Source organism: Pseudomonas sp. 2hn (assembly GCF_019646095.1).
GTDB lineage: Bacteria > Pseudomonadota > Gammaproteobacteria > Pseudomonadales > Pseudomonadaceae > Aquipseudomonas > Aquipseudomonas peradeniyensis.
The window spans coordinates 1,483,342-1,496,886 of record NZ_CP081016.1; the positions used below are offsets into that span (position 1 = coordinate 1,483,342).

The 13,545-nt window shown below is 64.3% G+C and carries 14 protein-coding genes; 8 read left to right on the forward strand and 6 right to left on the reverse strand.

What is annotated here, in order from left to right:
• Window positions 1-37: 37 nt before the first annotated feature.
• From K2O50_RS06975 to K2O50_RS06990, 4 genes are all read left to right on the forward strand, one after another.
• On the forward strand, window positions 38-352 hold the full coding sequence (locus K2O50_RS06975; RefSeq protein WP_050706798.1) for a hypothetical protein: 315 nt from the start codon (window positions 38-40) through the stop codon (window positions 350-352).
• Window positions 353-463: 111 nt separating this feature from the next.
• A complete protein-coding gene (locus K2O50_RS06980) occupies window positions 464-1,063 on the forward strand; it encodes an FMN-dependent NADH-azoreductase (protein ID WP_050706797.1) in 600 nt (199 codons plus the stop codon).
• Window positions 1,064-1,393: 330 nt separating this feature from the next.
• Window positions 1,394-2,275, forward strand: coding sequence for a carboxylate/amino acid/amine transporter (locus K2O50_RS06985; RefSeq protein ID WP_050706796.1), 882 nt, complete (start codon window positions 1,394-1,396; stop codon window positions 2,273-2,275).
• Window positions 2,276-2,441: 166 nt separating this feature from the next.
• Window positions 2,442-3,326 (forward strand): LysR family transcriptional regulator, encoded by an 885-nt coding sequence (locus K2O50_RS06990; protein ID WP_050706795.1) that lies wholly within the window; start codon window positions 2,442-2,444, stop codon window positions 3,324-3,326.
• A 43-nt stretch (window positions 3,327-3,369) separates the two neighbouring features.
• Here K2O50_RS06990 and aepX read toward each other — a convergent pair whose 3' ends face one another.
• The 5 genes from aepX to K2O50_RS07015 form a co-directional block, all read right to left on the reverse strand.
• Window positions 3,370-4,260, reverse strand: coding sequence for a phosphoenolpyruvate mutase (gene aepX / locus K2O50_RS06995; protein ID WP_050706794.1), 891 nt, complete (start codon window positions 4,258-4,260; stop codon window positions 3,370-3,372).
• A 28-nt stretch (window positions 4,261-4,288) separates the two neighbouring features.
• A complete protein-coding gene (locus tag K2O50_RS07000) occupies window positions 4,289-5,116 on the reverse strand; it encodes a hypothetical protein (protein ID WP_050706793.1) in 828 nt (275 codons plus the stop codon).
• A gap of 33 nt (window positions 5,117-5,149) precedes the next feature.
• Window positions 5,150-6,352 carry a pyridoxal phosphate-dependent aminotransferase gene (locus K2O50_RS07005; protein WP_050706792.1) on the reverse strand — a complete coding sequence of 401 codons (1,203 nt, stop codon included), beginning with the start codon at window positions 6,350-6,352 and terminating at the stop codon, window positions 5,150-5,152.
• A gap of 43 nt (window positions 6,353-6,395) precedes the next feature.
• Window positions 6,396-7,616 (reverse strand): MFS transporter, encoded by a 1,221-nt coding sequence (locus K2O50_RS07010; RefSeq protein WP_050706791.1) that lies wholly within the window; start codon window positions 7,614-7,616, stop codon window positions 6,396-6,398.
• Between the two features lie 294 nt (window positions 7,617-7,910).
• Complete coding sequence (locus K2O50_RS07015) at window positions 7,911-9,203, reverse strand: mechanosensitive ion channel family protein (RefSeq protein ID WP_050706790.1); 1,293 nt, start codon at window positions 9,201-9,203, stop codon at window positions 7,911-7,913.
• Between the two features lie 142 nt (window positions 9,204-9,345).
• Here K2O50_RS07015 and K2O50_RS07020 point away from each other — a divergent pair, with 142 nt between their 5' ends.
• From K2O50_RS07020 to K2O50_RS07030, 3 genes are all read left to right on the forward strand, one after another.
• Window positions 9,346-10,671, forward strand: coding sequence for a DEAD/DEAH box helicase (locus K2O50_RS07020; RefSeq protein ID WP_050706789.1), 1,326 nt, complete (start codon window positions 9,346-9,348; stop codon window positions 10,669-10,671).
• A 158-nt stretch (window positions 10,672-10,829) separates the two neighbouring features.
• Entirely contained in the window at window positions 10,830-11,138 is a 309-nt protein-coding gene (locus K2O50_RS07025) for a BrnT family toxin (protein WP_050706788.1), read from the forward strand.
• Window positions 11,113-11,349, forward strand: coding sequence for a BrnA antitoxin family protein (locus tag K2O50_RS07030; protein WP_023631177.1), 237 nt, complete (start codon window positions 11,113-11,115; stop codon window positions 11,347-11,349). The genes K2O50_RS07025 and K2O50_RS07030 overlap by 26 nt, the downstream gene beginning before the upstream one ends.
• A gap of 11 nt (window positions 11,350-11,360) precedes the next feature.
• On the opposite strand, the gene K2O50_RS07035 is transcribed toward K2O50_RS07030, so the two are convergent.
• Window positions 11,361-11,630 (reverse strand): hypothetical protein, encoded by a 270-nt coding sequence (locus K2O50_RS07035; RefSeq protein ID WP_050706787.1) that lies wholly within the window; start codon window positions 11,628-11,630, stop codon window positions 11,361-11,363.
• Window positions 11,631-11,880: 250 nt separating this feature from the next.
• Here K2O50_RS07035 and K2O50_RS07040 point away from each other — a divergent pair, with 250 nt between their 5' ends.
• Window positions 11,881-13,527, forward strand: coding sequence for a ShlB/FhaC/HecB family hemolysin secretion/activation protein (locus K2O50_RS07040; protein WP_259470169.1), 1,647 nt, complete (start codon window positions 11,881-11,883; stop codon window positions 13,525-13,527).
• Window positions 13,528-13,545: the final 18 nt, after the last annotated feature.

The window sequence follows — 13,545 nt, forward strand, 5'->3', positions numbered from 1 at the left end:
TGTCCTAAGCTGCGCTCTTCCCAAGGAGAGCGCCCGTATGAAGAAATGTTGTGCGGCTTTGCTGTTGTGCCTGCCCCTCGGGGCCATGGCATACCCGATCGACGTGGAAAAGGACCTGACCGGGGTCAAGGTCGACTACACCGCCTACGACACGGCCTACGACATCGGCTCGATCAGCCTCAACAACTATGGGCAGGTGCCGGCGGCGTGCAAGGTCACCTTCCGCAACGGCCCCGAGGCGCCACGGGTGCGCCGGGTCAATGTGCCCGCCGGCAGGAGCGTGGATGTCACCGCCAAGTTCAACCGGCAGATCATCAAGCTGCGCATCGTGCTCGACTGCAAAGCGGAATAAAACAGATTAATCGATAGGTTGATCCCACTTTTTACGCTTTTTTATCGATAGGTCAACCATTAATCTCACCTCCATCGAATCGCCACCCTTTACCGCCGATGGAGGCACCCCATGTCCCGCGTACTGATCATCGAAAGCAGCGCCCGCCAGCAGGATTCCGTTTCCCGTCAACTGACCCTGGACTTCATCCAGCAATGGCAAGCGGCGCATCCGGCCGACGAGATCAAGGTGCGCGACCTGGCGGTGAACCCCGTGCCGCACCTGGACGCCAACCTGCTTGGCGGCTGGATGAAGCCCGAGGAACAGCGCAGCGCCGCCGAGCGTGAGGCGCTGGAGCGTTCCAACGCACTGACCGACGAACTGCTGGCCGCCGACGTGCTGGTGATGGCCGCGCCGATGTACAACTTCACCATCCCCAGCACATTGAAATCCTGGCTGGACCACGTGCTGCGCGCCGGCATCACCTTCAAGTACACCCCGACCGGGCCGCAGGGCCTGCTCAACGGCAAGCGCGCCATCGTCCTGACCGCCCGCGGCGGCATTCATGCCGGCGCCAGCAGCGACCACCAGGAGCCCTACTTGCGCCAGGTGATGGCCTTCATCGGCATCCACGATGTGGACTTCATCCATGCCGAAGGCCTGAACATGAGCGGCGAGTTCCACGAAAAGGGCCTGAACCAGGCCAAGGCCAGGCTGGCCGCGGTGGCCTGAACCGCGACGAATTCCCAACCCTGACACCTTGTTGCTCCTTTGGGTGTGCCTGCCCGGCCAGTTCATGGCCGGGCTTTTTTATCTGCTTTACGCGCTCTCTGTAGGAGCGGCCTTGTGCCGCGAAAGGGCCGCGCAGCGGCCCCGACGATTTCTGCTCGATACTGAAATCCTGGGGCCGCTACGCAGCCCTTTCGCGGCACAAGGCCGCTCCTACACGGGGAGGCGCGCGAAGAGAAAGGGGAGACGTCCACGAGCACCCCCAAAATCCCATGGTTGAACTGCCCAGGCCCAACCCGCTAAGGTCCCCGCCTTGATCCACGAGGGCCAACCATGGGCTACCTGATAATCGTCGCGCTGATCCAGGCGTACTCCTTCAACCTGATCGGCGAATACCTGGCCGGTCACGTCGACAGCTACTTCGCCGTGCTGGTCCGGGTGCTGCTGGCCGGGCTGGTGTTCCTGCCGCTGACCCGCTGGCGTCAGGTCGAGCCGCGCTTCATGCGCTCGATGCTGCTGATCGGCGCGCTGCAGTACGGCATCACCTATGTCTGCCTGTACCTCAGCTTCCGCGTGCTGACGGTGCCGGAGGTGCTGCTGTTCACCATCCTCACCCCGCTGCATGTCACTTTGATCGAGGATGCCCTGAACCGGCGCTTCAACCCCTGGGCGCTGCTCGCCGCACTGGTGGCGGTGGCCGGCGCGGCGGTGATCCGCTTCGACACGGTCACTGGTGAGTTCTTCATTGGCTTCCTGCTGCTGCAACTGGCCAACTTCACCTACGCCGCCGGCCAGGTGCTGTACCGCCACCTGGTGGCCCGTCACCCCAGCGACCTGCCGCACTACCGCCGTTTCGGCTATTTCTACCTGGGCGCGTTGCTCGTGGTGTTGCCGGCCTTCCTGCTGTTCGGCAATACCCAGCACCTGCCGAGCACCGACACCCAGTGGCTGGTGCTGCTGTTCCTGGGCCTGTGCCCGACGGCGCTGGGGCTGTACTGGTGGAACAAGGGCGCCTGCCTGGTCTCCGGCGGCACCCTGGCGGTGATGAACAACCTGCATGTGCCGGTGGGCTTGCTCCTCAACTTGCTGATCTGGAACCAGGACGAACCGCTCGGACGCCTGGCCATTGGCGGTACGGTGATCCTGGCGTCGGTGTGGTTGAGCCGCTTGGGCGGTCCGCGTGCAGGGCTGCCGGGGACTGCCTCGTCGCGCTAGAGGTATCTGCGCAAGACGAAGGCGCCCGCATGGGCGCCTTCGTCATTCACGGGGGCAATACCAAGGCAGGCTTTGCCCGGCCGACGGTGGCAGGCAAGATGGACGCAGGCGGCTCAAGATCGCCCGTTCCGACAATGGATTTGCCCGACACTACAAGGAAGAGACCGTGAACCTTGACCTGACCGACCTGAAACTGTTCATCAAGATCGCCGAGTCCCCCAGCCTGACCCAGGGCGCCAAGCGTGCATGCCTCTCGCCAGGGGCCGCCAGCATGCGCATCAAGTCGATGGAAACCGAGCTTGGCGAGGGGCTTTTTCATCGCCAGCACAAAGGGCTGGTGCTGACCCTGGCAGGTCAGCGGTTGTTGATCCATGCCCGCAAGATCCTGCGCCAGCTGGAAGTGCTCAAGGCCGAATTCGACCACCGCGAAGAGCCTGACGGAGCAAGCATGCGCATGTATGTCGCAGGCTTCAGCGCATTCGAGTCGACCCAGCGCCGGCTGGTGCGCTATCTCGCCGATCACGCCAATGTCGCCATCGACCTGCAGCAACGCACGACCGGGGATATCGTTCGCGGCATTCGCGAGGGCGCCGTCGACATGGGCGTGGTGCTCGGCAGCGACCCTGTGGAGGGTTGTGCCTCGATCGCCCTGCCGGTGCTCAACTATGTGGCGGTGCTGCCCAGGCATCACGCATTGGCCGCCAGCGCCTCATTGCGCCTGGGCGACGTGCTGCGCCACCCCCAGGTCGGGTTGGCGAGTGACAGTGCACTGTGCCGACTGATCGAGCAGCAGGCCGATATCGATGGCCTCGCGGCCCAGTTCAGGATCAAGGTGTCCGGCGCCGAGTCGCTATGCCGGATGATTGCCGAAGGAGTCGGTATCGGTATCGCATCGGATGCGGCGGTGCAGCCTTATCTCGATGGCTGTGGCCTGGTGGCCCGACGCCTCGACGAAACCTGGGCGCGCCAGCAGCACATGATGCTGGTCAGGCATTTCGAGCGCATGCCACGGCATGTCACCGAGCTGGTTTCCTACCTGAGTGCCGCCTGAGCAAGCTTGGCAAAGGGGCCGCGCTGCGGCCCCGATGGGGTGGTCATCGTGTGCCGGGCACCAGGCTGAGGATTTCATCGATGGGCATGCAGGCCGGCTCGATCTCATAGGCCCGGTCGTGCTCGAGGATGCTGGTGGCGACCTGGCGCATGGCCGAGTAGGCGCCGCGCAGCATGTGGTTGGCGTAGATCACCGCATTGAAACCGGCATCAGCCAGGCACGAGAAGGTCAGTTGCGGGTAGCTGGTCGGCACGCAGACCAGGGGTGTGTGCGGGTGGGTCTGCTTGAAGCGGCGGGCGAATTCGAGGATTTCCTCGCCCGTGCTCTTGCGGCTGTGGATCATGATGCCGTCGGCGCCGGCCTCGGTGTAGGCGCGACAGCGTGCGAGGGCGTCATCCAGGCCTTTTTCCAGGATCAGGCTCTCGCAGCGGGCGAAGATCATCATCGAACCCTCCAGGCGATGCTGGGTGCCGACCCTGATCTTGTCGCAGAAGAGTTCGACGGTTTCCTGCTCCTGATGCACGCTCAGGCCCAGCAGCGAGTTTTTCTTCAGCCCGCATTTGTCTTCGATGACGATCGCCGACACCCCGGCGCGGGCCAGCCACTGCACATGGATGGCGAAATGCTCGATCTTGCCGCCGGTGTCGGCGTCGTAGATCAGCGGCAGGTCGCAGACCGCGAGAATTTCGTTCAGCCGTTCCAGGCGGTCGCTGGGCGAGAGGATCTCGATGTCCGGCAGGCAGCGCTGGGTCGAGTCGGTCAGCGAGCTGGACCAGATGGCATCGTAGCCCAGGCTGGTGTCGCCGGCGCCGAGGCGCACGCTCTTGGCCAGCATGGCCGAGATCGGGCTGTGTGCCTCGAGTACCCGCAGGCAGGCTTTTTCACTGAACAACTGGCGCAGGTCGATGTGTGCGTCACGCTTGATCACGTTCATATGCCTCATCCCTGTTGTGAGGTGTTCGTCAGGCGGCGAGCACCGACTCCATCTTGTTCAGGTGCTCGCAGGCTCTTTTCACGTATTCGCAGGACAGTGCCTCGATGCGTGCGTGGTCCAGTGCCTGGCGGGTGGCGCGGCAGTAGAGTTCGAGGGCGCTGGTGGCATGGAAGAAATGCTGCGCCTCGACCGCGCCGCAATGCACGCTGAGGAACGAAGCGATGCGATGCGCCTCGCCCGGCGTCTTACCTTGCGCCTCCTTGAGCCAGTCCTTCCACAGGGGCGTCATCACGTTGTACTCCCCGGTATTGAACAACTCGGTCATCGCCATCATCTCGATGGCCTCGACCAGTTGCGGGGCGAGCGGACGCTTGCTGCCCACCCAGGTGGAGAATTCCTTGGTCACCGGGTTCAGGTAGCGGTCCTGCAGGCGCCAGTCCTCCGAGCCGCAGATGGCGGTGGCCATGCGCGCATACAGCTTGGAATGGTGCGGGTGGCCGTGCATTTCGCCCAGGCCGATGTCCTCGACGATGATCTCGCCGCAGTGACGGGCGGCGTCCAGCAATAGCAGCCGGGCCTGGGGATCGTCGATGGCCTCGGACTCCTGCAGCAAGCGCACGATGATGCTTGATACCGCATGGGCGGCACCGTCCGGACTGCGCCAGCCACAGAAGAAGGTGCACAGGCTTTCCCGTGACCAGGGTTTGGCGGTGATGCGCTGGTAGGTATCGAGGTAGTCCTCCAGCAGGTCGGCGTGCACCTCGAAGCCTTTTTTCAGGGCGCTGGCCAGCCGTTTGTCCTGCACATCGGTCAGGGCCTGGTCGACGAATGACAGCATGAAATCCGTTTTCTTCATGTCATGTTCTCGCGGGTGGTGGAAAGTCCGGGGTCAGGCAAGCGTTGCGATAAAGTCGGTGAAGCGGCCCAGGCCCTCCTCGAGGTCCTGCGGGCTTACCGAATAGGACAGCCGCACGGCGCACGGGTCGCCATTGCTGCAGCCGGGCACCAGGGCGATGCGCGCCTCGGTCAGCAACAGCTCGCAGAGGTGGCTGGCGTCGCGGATCGCCTCGCCCTGGTAGCGCATGCCGAGCAGGCGGGTGATATCCAGGTAGAGGTAGAACGCGCCCTGGGGTGGCGAAAAACGGATGGACTCAAGCTTGCCGAGCAGCGCCGTGGCGACAGCCAGCTGCCGATCGAGCTGGGCATTGACTTCGGCACCGAACTGCCGCGCGCCGTCGCCATCCAGGGCGTTGAGCGCCGCGTACTGGGCCAGGCTGCTGGGATTGGAGGTGGTGTGGGCCTGCAGGTTGTGCATGGCCGTGACCACTGCCTTCGGCGCACAGGCATAGCCCAGGCGCCAGCCCGTCACTGCCTGGCTCTTGGAGAACGAGTCGATGATGACGGTCGAGGCCTTGAGCTCGGGCAGCAGCGCGACCAGGTTGTGGTGCTGCTGGCCATTGCGCAGCAGGCTGCGATAGCACTCGTCGAAGATCACCCAGAGCTTGTGTTCCAGGGCCAGTTCACCGATGGCGAGCAGTTCCCGCGGGTCATAGACCACCCCTGTGGGGTTGTTGGGGGTGTTGATGATGATCGCCTTGCTGCGCGGCGACAGCGCGGCCTTGACCGCCACGGCGCGCAGGCTGTGGTTGTCGCCCTTGGTGTCGACGAATACCGGACGGGCGCCGGCCAGTTCGACCTGGGTGGGGAAGGTTTCCCAGTAGGGACGCGGGATGATCACTTCATCACCCGGGTCGAGCAGCACCATGGCGCTGTTGAACAGGGCTTGCTTGGCACCGCTGGACACGGCGATCTCATCGGCGCCGTAGTCGACGCCCAGGCGCTGGCTGACGCTGCTGGCCAGGGCCTGGCGCAGCCGCGGGTTGCCCAGGGGCGGGGTGTAGCGGTTCCACTGTTCGTGGACCGCCGCGATGGCGCCGTGGCGCATGTCCGGAGCGGCGTCGCTGGACAGCTCGCCGGCGGCGAAGTTGATGACCTTGATGCCGGCGTCACGCAGGGCGTTGGCCTTGCTGCGCATGCTCGAGGTGCCGGGCGCGCTGATACGCGCGGATCGTTGCGACAGTCCGTTGCTCATGGTTCACGTCCTTGTTGTTCTTGATCTGGACCGATATTGCGGATCAGCGGCGTGGCAGGCCCTTCATGCCGTTGTAGATCACCAGGCACAGCGGCAAGGTCAGCAGCAGCACGCAGGCCAGCACCACCAGGCCCTCGGTGACGCCGGCCTGGTCGGATATCGCGCCGATCAGCACCGGGGCGAGGGCGCCGCCACCCACTGTGCCGGTGTAGAACCAGGCGAATACCCGGTCGCGCCGGTCCCGTGGGGCGAAATCCGGAACCAGGCCGCCAAGTACCGACGAGGTGCCGTTCAGCGCCACGCCGATCAGCGGCATCACCAGCATCAGGGCGCCAAAGGGTAATACCAGTGCCAGCAGGATCAGCAGCGCGGTCAGCACTTCCGTGCAGATCACCGTGCGCACCGGCCCCAGGCGTGCGCCCAGGTAGCCGCAGAACAGCTTGCCGAAGGCGCCGCCGATGAACAGCAGGGCCAGGGCCAGGCCGATGTGCTCGGTGTTGGCGCCCTTGCTCTGCAGCAGGAACGGCAGGAAGGTCAAAAAGCCCATGCGCACGCCGCTGTCGATGCTGCCGGTGGCGATCAGCGCCATCAGGCCGGCTGGCGTGCCGGTCGCGTCGGCGACCTTGGTCTTCTTGCTGGCGGTTTCGTGGGCCTGGTTCTTCGGCATCAGCCACCACAAGGCGAAGGCGGCGGCGATGCCGAGCACGCCGAGCAGGGTGGCGTTGGTCTGCCAGGAGATGTAGACCAGCACCAGCCCGGTCAGGCCAGGGATGATCGCCTTGCCGATATCCCCGGCGAAGTTGTACTGGGCCAGCGCCTGCTTGACCCGCCCGCTGCCCTCGTAGGCGTCGGACACCAGCGCCGAAGCCAGCGGGTGCTGGGTGCTGGCGCCGAGGCCACCGATCATCAGCGCCAGCAACAGCAGATTGATGTCCGTGGCCTGGGCTGCCAGCAGGTAGGCGAAGCCCGCCAGGGCGGTGCCCCTGACAAGCAGGGTTTCGCGCCCCCATTTGCGCGCGCCGCGGCTGGCCAGCAACTGGAAACCGGCCATCATCCCGGCGTAGGCGCCGCGCAGCAGGCCGACCTGGGCATAGCTCAGGCCGAAGGCGGCCTGCCAGATAGGCAGCAGCACATAGATAACGTCGGTGAGGCCATCGTGCACGCCATGGGCCAGGCTGCCGGCGGCCAGTGCCTTGCGGCGGTTGGCCGGATCGCTGCGGTCCGGTTCGTCGAGTGGTTTTTCCAGGGAGATGTCCTGACGCATCGCTTGCTCGCAGTCCTTTGTCCGATACCGTGCCGCCTGTCATTGGAGGCGACCTGTTCGCTGCAGGTTAGGAGAAGCGGGGAGAGGCGGGTATTCGTATTTCTCGAAGGCCGGCGTTTAATAATTCTGAAATAGTTGTAACTAATTGTTTCTTTGCGCTTTGTGAGAACACAAGGCCATTGTGCGCAGCTGAAAAAACTTTCCGTCCGTCAGCGATCCATGGGAGCGGGCTTGCCCCGCGATGGCCGAGCCAGCCTTTTCGCGGGACAAGCCCGCTCCCATGCACACCCAAGATCAGGCTTCGTCGAACTCCCGCATCGAGGTCACCAAAGGCGGCCTGGCCGCCAGCCCCGCGCGCATGTCATTGCCACTCGGCTGTTGATACAGGCTCAGCCCGAACTCCGGCAGCACTGCCAGCAGATAGTCGAAGATATCGCCCTGGATGCGCTCGTACTCGGCCCACACCGTGGTGGTGGTGAAGCAGTAGATCTCCAGCGGCACGCCCTCGGCGGTGGTCTGCATCTGGCGGACCATGCAGGTCATGTTCGGGTGCACGTTGGGGTGGCTCTTCAGGTACGCCAGGGCGAAGGCGCGGAAGGTGCCGATATTGGTCAGCCTGCGGCGGTTGGCCGAAAGCTCCGCCACCGGGCCCAGGGCCTCGTTCCAGTGATGCAGTTCCTGGCGTTTCTGCGCCAGGTAGTCGCCCAGCAGGCGTACCTGGCCCAGGCGCTGCTCTTCGTCCGGGCTGAGGAAGCGCACGCCGGCGGCGTCGATGAACAGGCTGCGCTTGATCCGACGCCCGCCGGACTGCTGCATGCCGCGATAGTTGCGGAACGACTCGCTCATCAGGCGCCAGGTGGGGATCGAGACGATGGTCTTGTCGAAGTTCTGTACCTTGACCGTGTGCAGGGTGATGTCCACCACGTCGCCGTCGGCGCCGGCCTGGGGCATCTCGATCCAGTCGCCGACGTGCAGCATGTCGTTGCTGGTCAGCTGCACGCTGGCGACGAACGACAGCAGGGTGTCCTTGTACACCAACAGCAGCACCGCCGACATGGCGCCCAGACCCGACAGCAGCAACAGCGGCGAGCGGTCGATCAGGGTGGCGACGATGACGATGGCGGCGAAGATCCACAGCATCATCTTGGCCAGCTGCATGTAGCCCTTGATCGAGCGGGTACGGGCGTGCTCGCTGCGGGCATAGATGTCCAGCAGCGCGTCGAGCAGGCAGGACAGGGCGCGGGTCATGAACAGCAGGGTTACCGCCAGAGCGACGTTGCCGAGGAAGTGCTGGGTGGTGGTCGACAGCTCCGGCACCAGCTTCAGGCCGAACTGCACCACCAGCGACGGGGTGGTCTGCGCCAGGCGGTGGAACACCTTGTTGTGGCGCAGGTCGTCCAGCCATCTGAGTGGCTGTTGGCGGCCGAGCAGGCGGGTGGAGTGCAGGATCAGAAAGCGTGCGAGGCGGCCGACCAGCAGCGAGACCAGCAGCAGCACGATCAGGCCGAGGGCGGCGTGCAGCAATGGGTGTTGGTCGAGCGTGCCCCAGAGGTCGAGGGCGTCGCGCCAGAAGCGTTGGATGTCCATGGGCGTGGAAGCGGTCTGTGTTGCGGTATGAAGGGGTATTAGAGCGTGGATCGGCGCAAAGTTGCCAAAAGAAATTCGGTTCTGGCCACGGAAAACGTTACCCTATGCAACTGAATTTTTCGCACTTGCCCGAGGTTACCCCGTGTTTTCCCAATTCGCCCTGCACGAACGCCTGCTCAAAGCCGTGGCCGAGCTGAAATTTGTCGAGCCGACGCCGGTGCAGGCAGCGGCCATTCCCCTGGCCCTGCAAGGGCGTGACCTGCGGGTGACGGCGCAGACCGGCAGCGGCAAGACCGCCGCCTTCGTGCTGCCGCTGCTCAACCGCCTGGTCGATCGCAGCGGCCCGAGCGTGGAGATCCGGGCGCTGATCCTGCTGCCGACCCGCGAGCTGGCCCAGCAGACCCTCAAGCAGGTGAAACTGTTCTCGCAGTTCACCTACATCAAGTCGGGGCTGGTCACCGGCGGTGAAGACTTCAAGGAACAGGCCGCCATGCTGCGCAAGGTGCCGGATGTGCTGATCGGCACCCCCGGCCGTCTGCTCGAGCAGCTCAATGCCGGCAACCTGGACCTGTCGCACGTGGAGGTGCTGATCCTCGACGAAGCCGACCGCATGCTCGACATGGGCTTTGCCGAAGACATGGAGCGCCTGTGCAAGGAGTGCGAGAACCGCAAGCAGACCCTGCTGTTCTCGGCCACCACGGGCGGTGCGGCCCTGCGCGACATCATCGGTAAAGTGCTCAAGGACCCTGAGCACCTGATGCTCAACAGTGTCTCGCAACTGGCCGAAGGCACCCGTCAGCAGATCATCACCGCCGACCATGACCAGCACAAAGAGCAGATCGTGCAGTGGCTGCTGGCCAACGAGACCTACCAGAAGGCAATCATCTTCACCAACACCCGTGCCCTGGCCGACCGTATCTACGGCCATCTGGTGGCCAAGGAGGTCAAGGCTTTCGTCCTGCACGGCGAGAAGGACCAGAAGGACCGCAAGCTGGCCATCGACCGCTTCAAGGATGGCGGCTCCAAGGTCCTGGTGGCCACCGATGTCGCCGCCCGCGGTTTGGACATCGACGGCCTGGACCTGGTGATCAACTTCGACATGCCACGCAGCGGTGACGAGTACGTGCACCGTATCGGCCGCACCGGCCGTGCCGGTGGCGAAGGCCTGGCGATTTCGCTGATCACCCACAACGACTGGAACCTGATGTCGAGCATCGAGCGCTACCTCAAGCAGCAGTTCGAACGTCGCGTCATCAAGGAGGTCAAGGGCACCTACAGCGGGCCGAAGAAGGTCAAGGCCTCGGGCAAGGCTGCCGGCAGCAAGAAGAAAAAGGGTGAGAAGAAGGCCGGTGCCGACAAGAAGGGCGCCGTCAAGAAAAAGCCTACCGCCAAGCCTAGGGCCAATGCGCCTCTGGCCAGCTCCGACGGCCTGGCACCGCTGAAAAAGCGCAAGCCTGCGGCTGAGTAAGCACCTGCGGCAATGAGCCCGCCACTGCAACGGTGGCGGGTTGCTTCACCTCCTTCCCCAGGGCGCGTAGCCCATTTCCCAAACCCTGTTCCAGCCCGGGCATTTTGTCGCCTACCCGCCACACTCCTCTGGCATGAGCCGCCAAGGAGGAGTAGCGTATGTACAGCTGTAAATACGATTGTCCCGTACGATTTGAATGGGACGAGGAAAAGAACCTGCTCAACATCCGCAAGCACGGTATCGACTTCAACGACGTGCCCGAGATGTTCCGCCAGCCGATGCTGGCGTTGCGCGATGAGCGATTCGAGTACCCGGAGGCACGCTGGATCGGCATGGGCTGGATCAACGCCTGGGTCAGCGTGGTCGCCTACACCGAACGGCAGGGTGATGTGATCCGCATCATTTCCGCCAGAAGAGCCACACGACGTGAGGTAACGCGCTATGTCGAAACCGTCCAGAAGCTGTGAGCAAGACCAAGCCCCGGTCGATACCTCGGACATCCCCGAGCTCGACGACGACTTCTTCCGCCGCGCCGAGCTGCGGGTGCCGGCCAAGCAAACGGTGACCATCCGCCTGGACGCCGACGTGCTGGCCTGGTTCAAGGAACAGGGCGCCGGCTACCAGACCCGCATCAACCAGTTACTTCGCCAGTACATGCAGGCCCAGCAGCGACGCTGACACTGGCGCGGTCAGGTTTTCCTTTCCGCTTCTTTAAGTTCCTGGATGCGCTTGTCGATCAACTGGCATTTATCTGGCAGGTCCTTGCTGGCCGTTCCGAGCTCCATGTGCTGGAGCTCGTCGTTGATCTCCTTGGCCTTGCGCGGGTTCTGCTCGGTCAGCTGGCTGACCAGCCCGGCCAGTTCTTCTCTTTTCTGCGTGGCCTCTTCCGGTGTGCAGGCCCAGATGGGTTGTGCGCAGAGCAGGGTGGCCGCGCAGATAAGGCATGGCAACGGTTTCATCCCTCGACTCCTTGTTACCAGTGGATTCAGTCCGGTGGAGGCGCCGGTCTGCCTGGAAGTTCAGTCGAGGTGATTGCTGGAAGGGTTCCTTGAAGATTTCACGGTTTTTTGGCGATATTAATTTGACGTCATGGTAGTGGCTAAATAATATCTCGCGCTCTTTTTTCCGTGGTCCAGGGACTGGATGATGTCTATGCGTTTTAACCGGGGGCGAGCTTGCGTGCTTGCCGCCTTGTTGGCCTGCACGGCCATGAGTACGGCCCGTGCTGCCTCGCCTGGCGACCAAGACCTGATCCGCGACCGCCAGGACCGTCTGCTCGAAGAGCAGCAGCGCCGCCTCGAAGAACTGCGCAACCTGCCCGGCAAGGCCGCCGAACCCGGTGAGTCGCAACCGGCGGCCGACAGCCGCTGCTTCACCATCCACACCATCGAGCTCAAGGGCGCCGACAGCCTGTCCGCCGCCGACCGTGATCGCCTGCTCAAGCCCTTCATCGACCAGTGCCTGGGCGTCACCCAGCTCAATGCCTTGCTCAAGGCCATCACCGACCATTACCTGGGTCGCGGCCTGGTCACCAGCCGCGCCTACCTGCCGCAGCAGGACCTGTCCTCGGGTCATCTGCAGGTACTGGTGGTGGAAGGGCGCTTGGAAGGGCTGCGCCCGGACCCGGCCAGCGGCCTGAGCGACCGTGAGCTGGGCATGGCCTTTCCCGGCGATATCGACCAGCGCCTGAACCTGCGCGAGATCGAGCAGATGGTCGACCAGCTCAACCGCCTGCCGTCGAACAAGGCGCAGATGGAGCTGACCCCGGGCAAGGCCGTCGGCGGCAGCGAAGTGCTGGTGCGCAACACCCAGCAGAAACCCTGGCGCGCCTCGCTGTCGCGCAACAACGAAGGCCAGCGCAGCACTGGCGAGCAGATGCTCAACCTCGGCCTGGAATGGGACAGCCCGCTGGGCCTGGCCGACCAGCTGATGCTGCGCGGCGGCCACGACGTGGTCAGCGACCACTCCCAGGGCTCGAAGAACGGCGTGCTGTTCTACAACCTGCCGTGGGGCTGGTGGAACTTCACCTACAGCTACAGCGAGAGCGAATACCGCTCCCTGGCCCAGGCCAACGGCTTTGCCTTCAAGCAGACCGGCGACAGCCAGAACCACCAGCTGCGCGCCGAGCGCGTGGTGCACCGCGATGCCACCAGCAAGACCTCGCTCAATGCCGGCATGGCCCACCTGCGCACCAACAACTACATCGAGGACAGCCGCCTGGCCGGCAGCAGCAACCGCCTGAGCGAGGCGCAGTTCGGCATCAACCATGGCCGGCGCCTGGGCAATGCCTTCGTCAACCTCGACCTGGGCACCCAGGAGGGCATCGGCGCCTTCGACGCCCAGGACAACGGCCATCCACGCCCGGGCCAGCCGGTGGCGCGCTACCGCAAGTACAGCGCCACGCTCAGCTACGTGCAGGGTTTCCAGCTCTTCGGCGAGCGCCTGAGCTTCAGCAGCCTGGCCACCGGCCAGCGCAGCGAGGACGTGCTGTTCAGCCCGCAACGCATCAGCCTTGGCGGCCTGTCGTCGGTGCGCGGGCTGAAGGACCAGTCGTTGTCGGGCGACAGCGGTGGCTACTGGCGCAACGACCTGCGCTGGATCCGCCCAGTGAACTGGCCGCTGCTGCAACCGCTGGTGGCCGAGTACGGCCTGGGCCTGGGCTACGACCTCGGGGTGATCCGCAACGATCGCTACAACGGTGAGTACCACGGCCGTGCCAGCAGCCATTCGCTGGAGCTGTTCGCCCGCGGCCAGCACATGGCCGCCAGCGTGACCTTCGCCCACAGCCTGGAACGCCCCGACGTGCTGACCGAGAAGGAACGCCCGGTGTATTTCCGCCTGGACCTCTTCATTTGACCGCCTGATTCACGAGAC

Bases quoted from the DNA above. Each gene is read 5' to 3' on its own strand.
- K2O50_RS06975 (WP_050706798.1), top strand. From the start codon at position 38: ATGAAGAAATGTTGTGCGGCTTTGCTGTTGTGCCTGCCCCTCGGGGCC.
- K2O50_RS06980 (WP_050706797.1), top strand. From the start codon at position 464: ATGTCCCGCGTACTGATCATCGAAAGCAGCGCCCGCCAGCAGGATTCC.
- K2O50_RS06985 (WP_050706796.1), top strand. From the start codon at position 1,394: ATGGGCTACCTGATAATCGTCGCGCTGATCCAGGCGTACTCCTTCAAC.
- aepX (WP_050706794.1), bottom strand. From the start codon at position 4,260: ATGAACGTGATCAAGCGTGACGCACACATCGACCTGCGCCAGTTGTTC.
- K2O50_RS07000 (WP_050706793.1), bottom strand. From the start codon at position 5,116: ATGAAGAAAACGGATTTCATGCTGTCATTCGTCGACCAGGCCCTGACC.
- K2O50_RS07005 (WP_050706792.1), bottom strand. From the start codon at position 6,352: ATGAGCAACGGACTGTCGCAACGATCCGCGCGTATCAGCGCGCCCGGC.
- K2O50_RS07010 (WP_050706791.1), bottom strand. From the start codon at position 7,616: ATGCGTCAGGACATCTCCCTGGAAAAACCACTCGACGAACCGGACCGC.
- K2O50_RS07015 (WP_050706790.1), bottom strand. From the start codon at position 9,203: ATGGACATCCAACGCTTCTGGCGCGACGCCCTCGACCTCTGGGGCACG.
- K2O50_RS07025 (WP_050706788.1), top strand. From the start codon at position 10,830: ATGTACAGCTGTAAATACGATTGTCCCGTACGATTTGAATGGGACGAG.
- K2O50_RS07030 (WP_023631177.1), top strand. From the start codon at position 11,113: ATGTCGAAACCGTCCAGAAGCTGTGAGCAAGACCAAGCCCCGGTCGAT.
- K2O50_RS07035 (WP_050706787.1), bottom strand. From the start codon at position 11,630: ATGAAACCGTTGCCATGCCTTATCTGCGCGGCCACCCTGCTCTGCGCA.
- K2O50_RS07040 (WP_259470169.1), top strand. From the start codon at position 11,881: ATGAGTACGGCCCGTGCTGCCTCGCCTGGCGACCAAGACCTGATCCGC.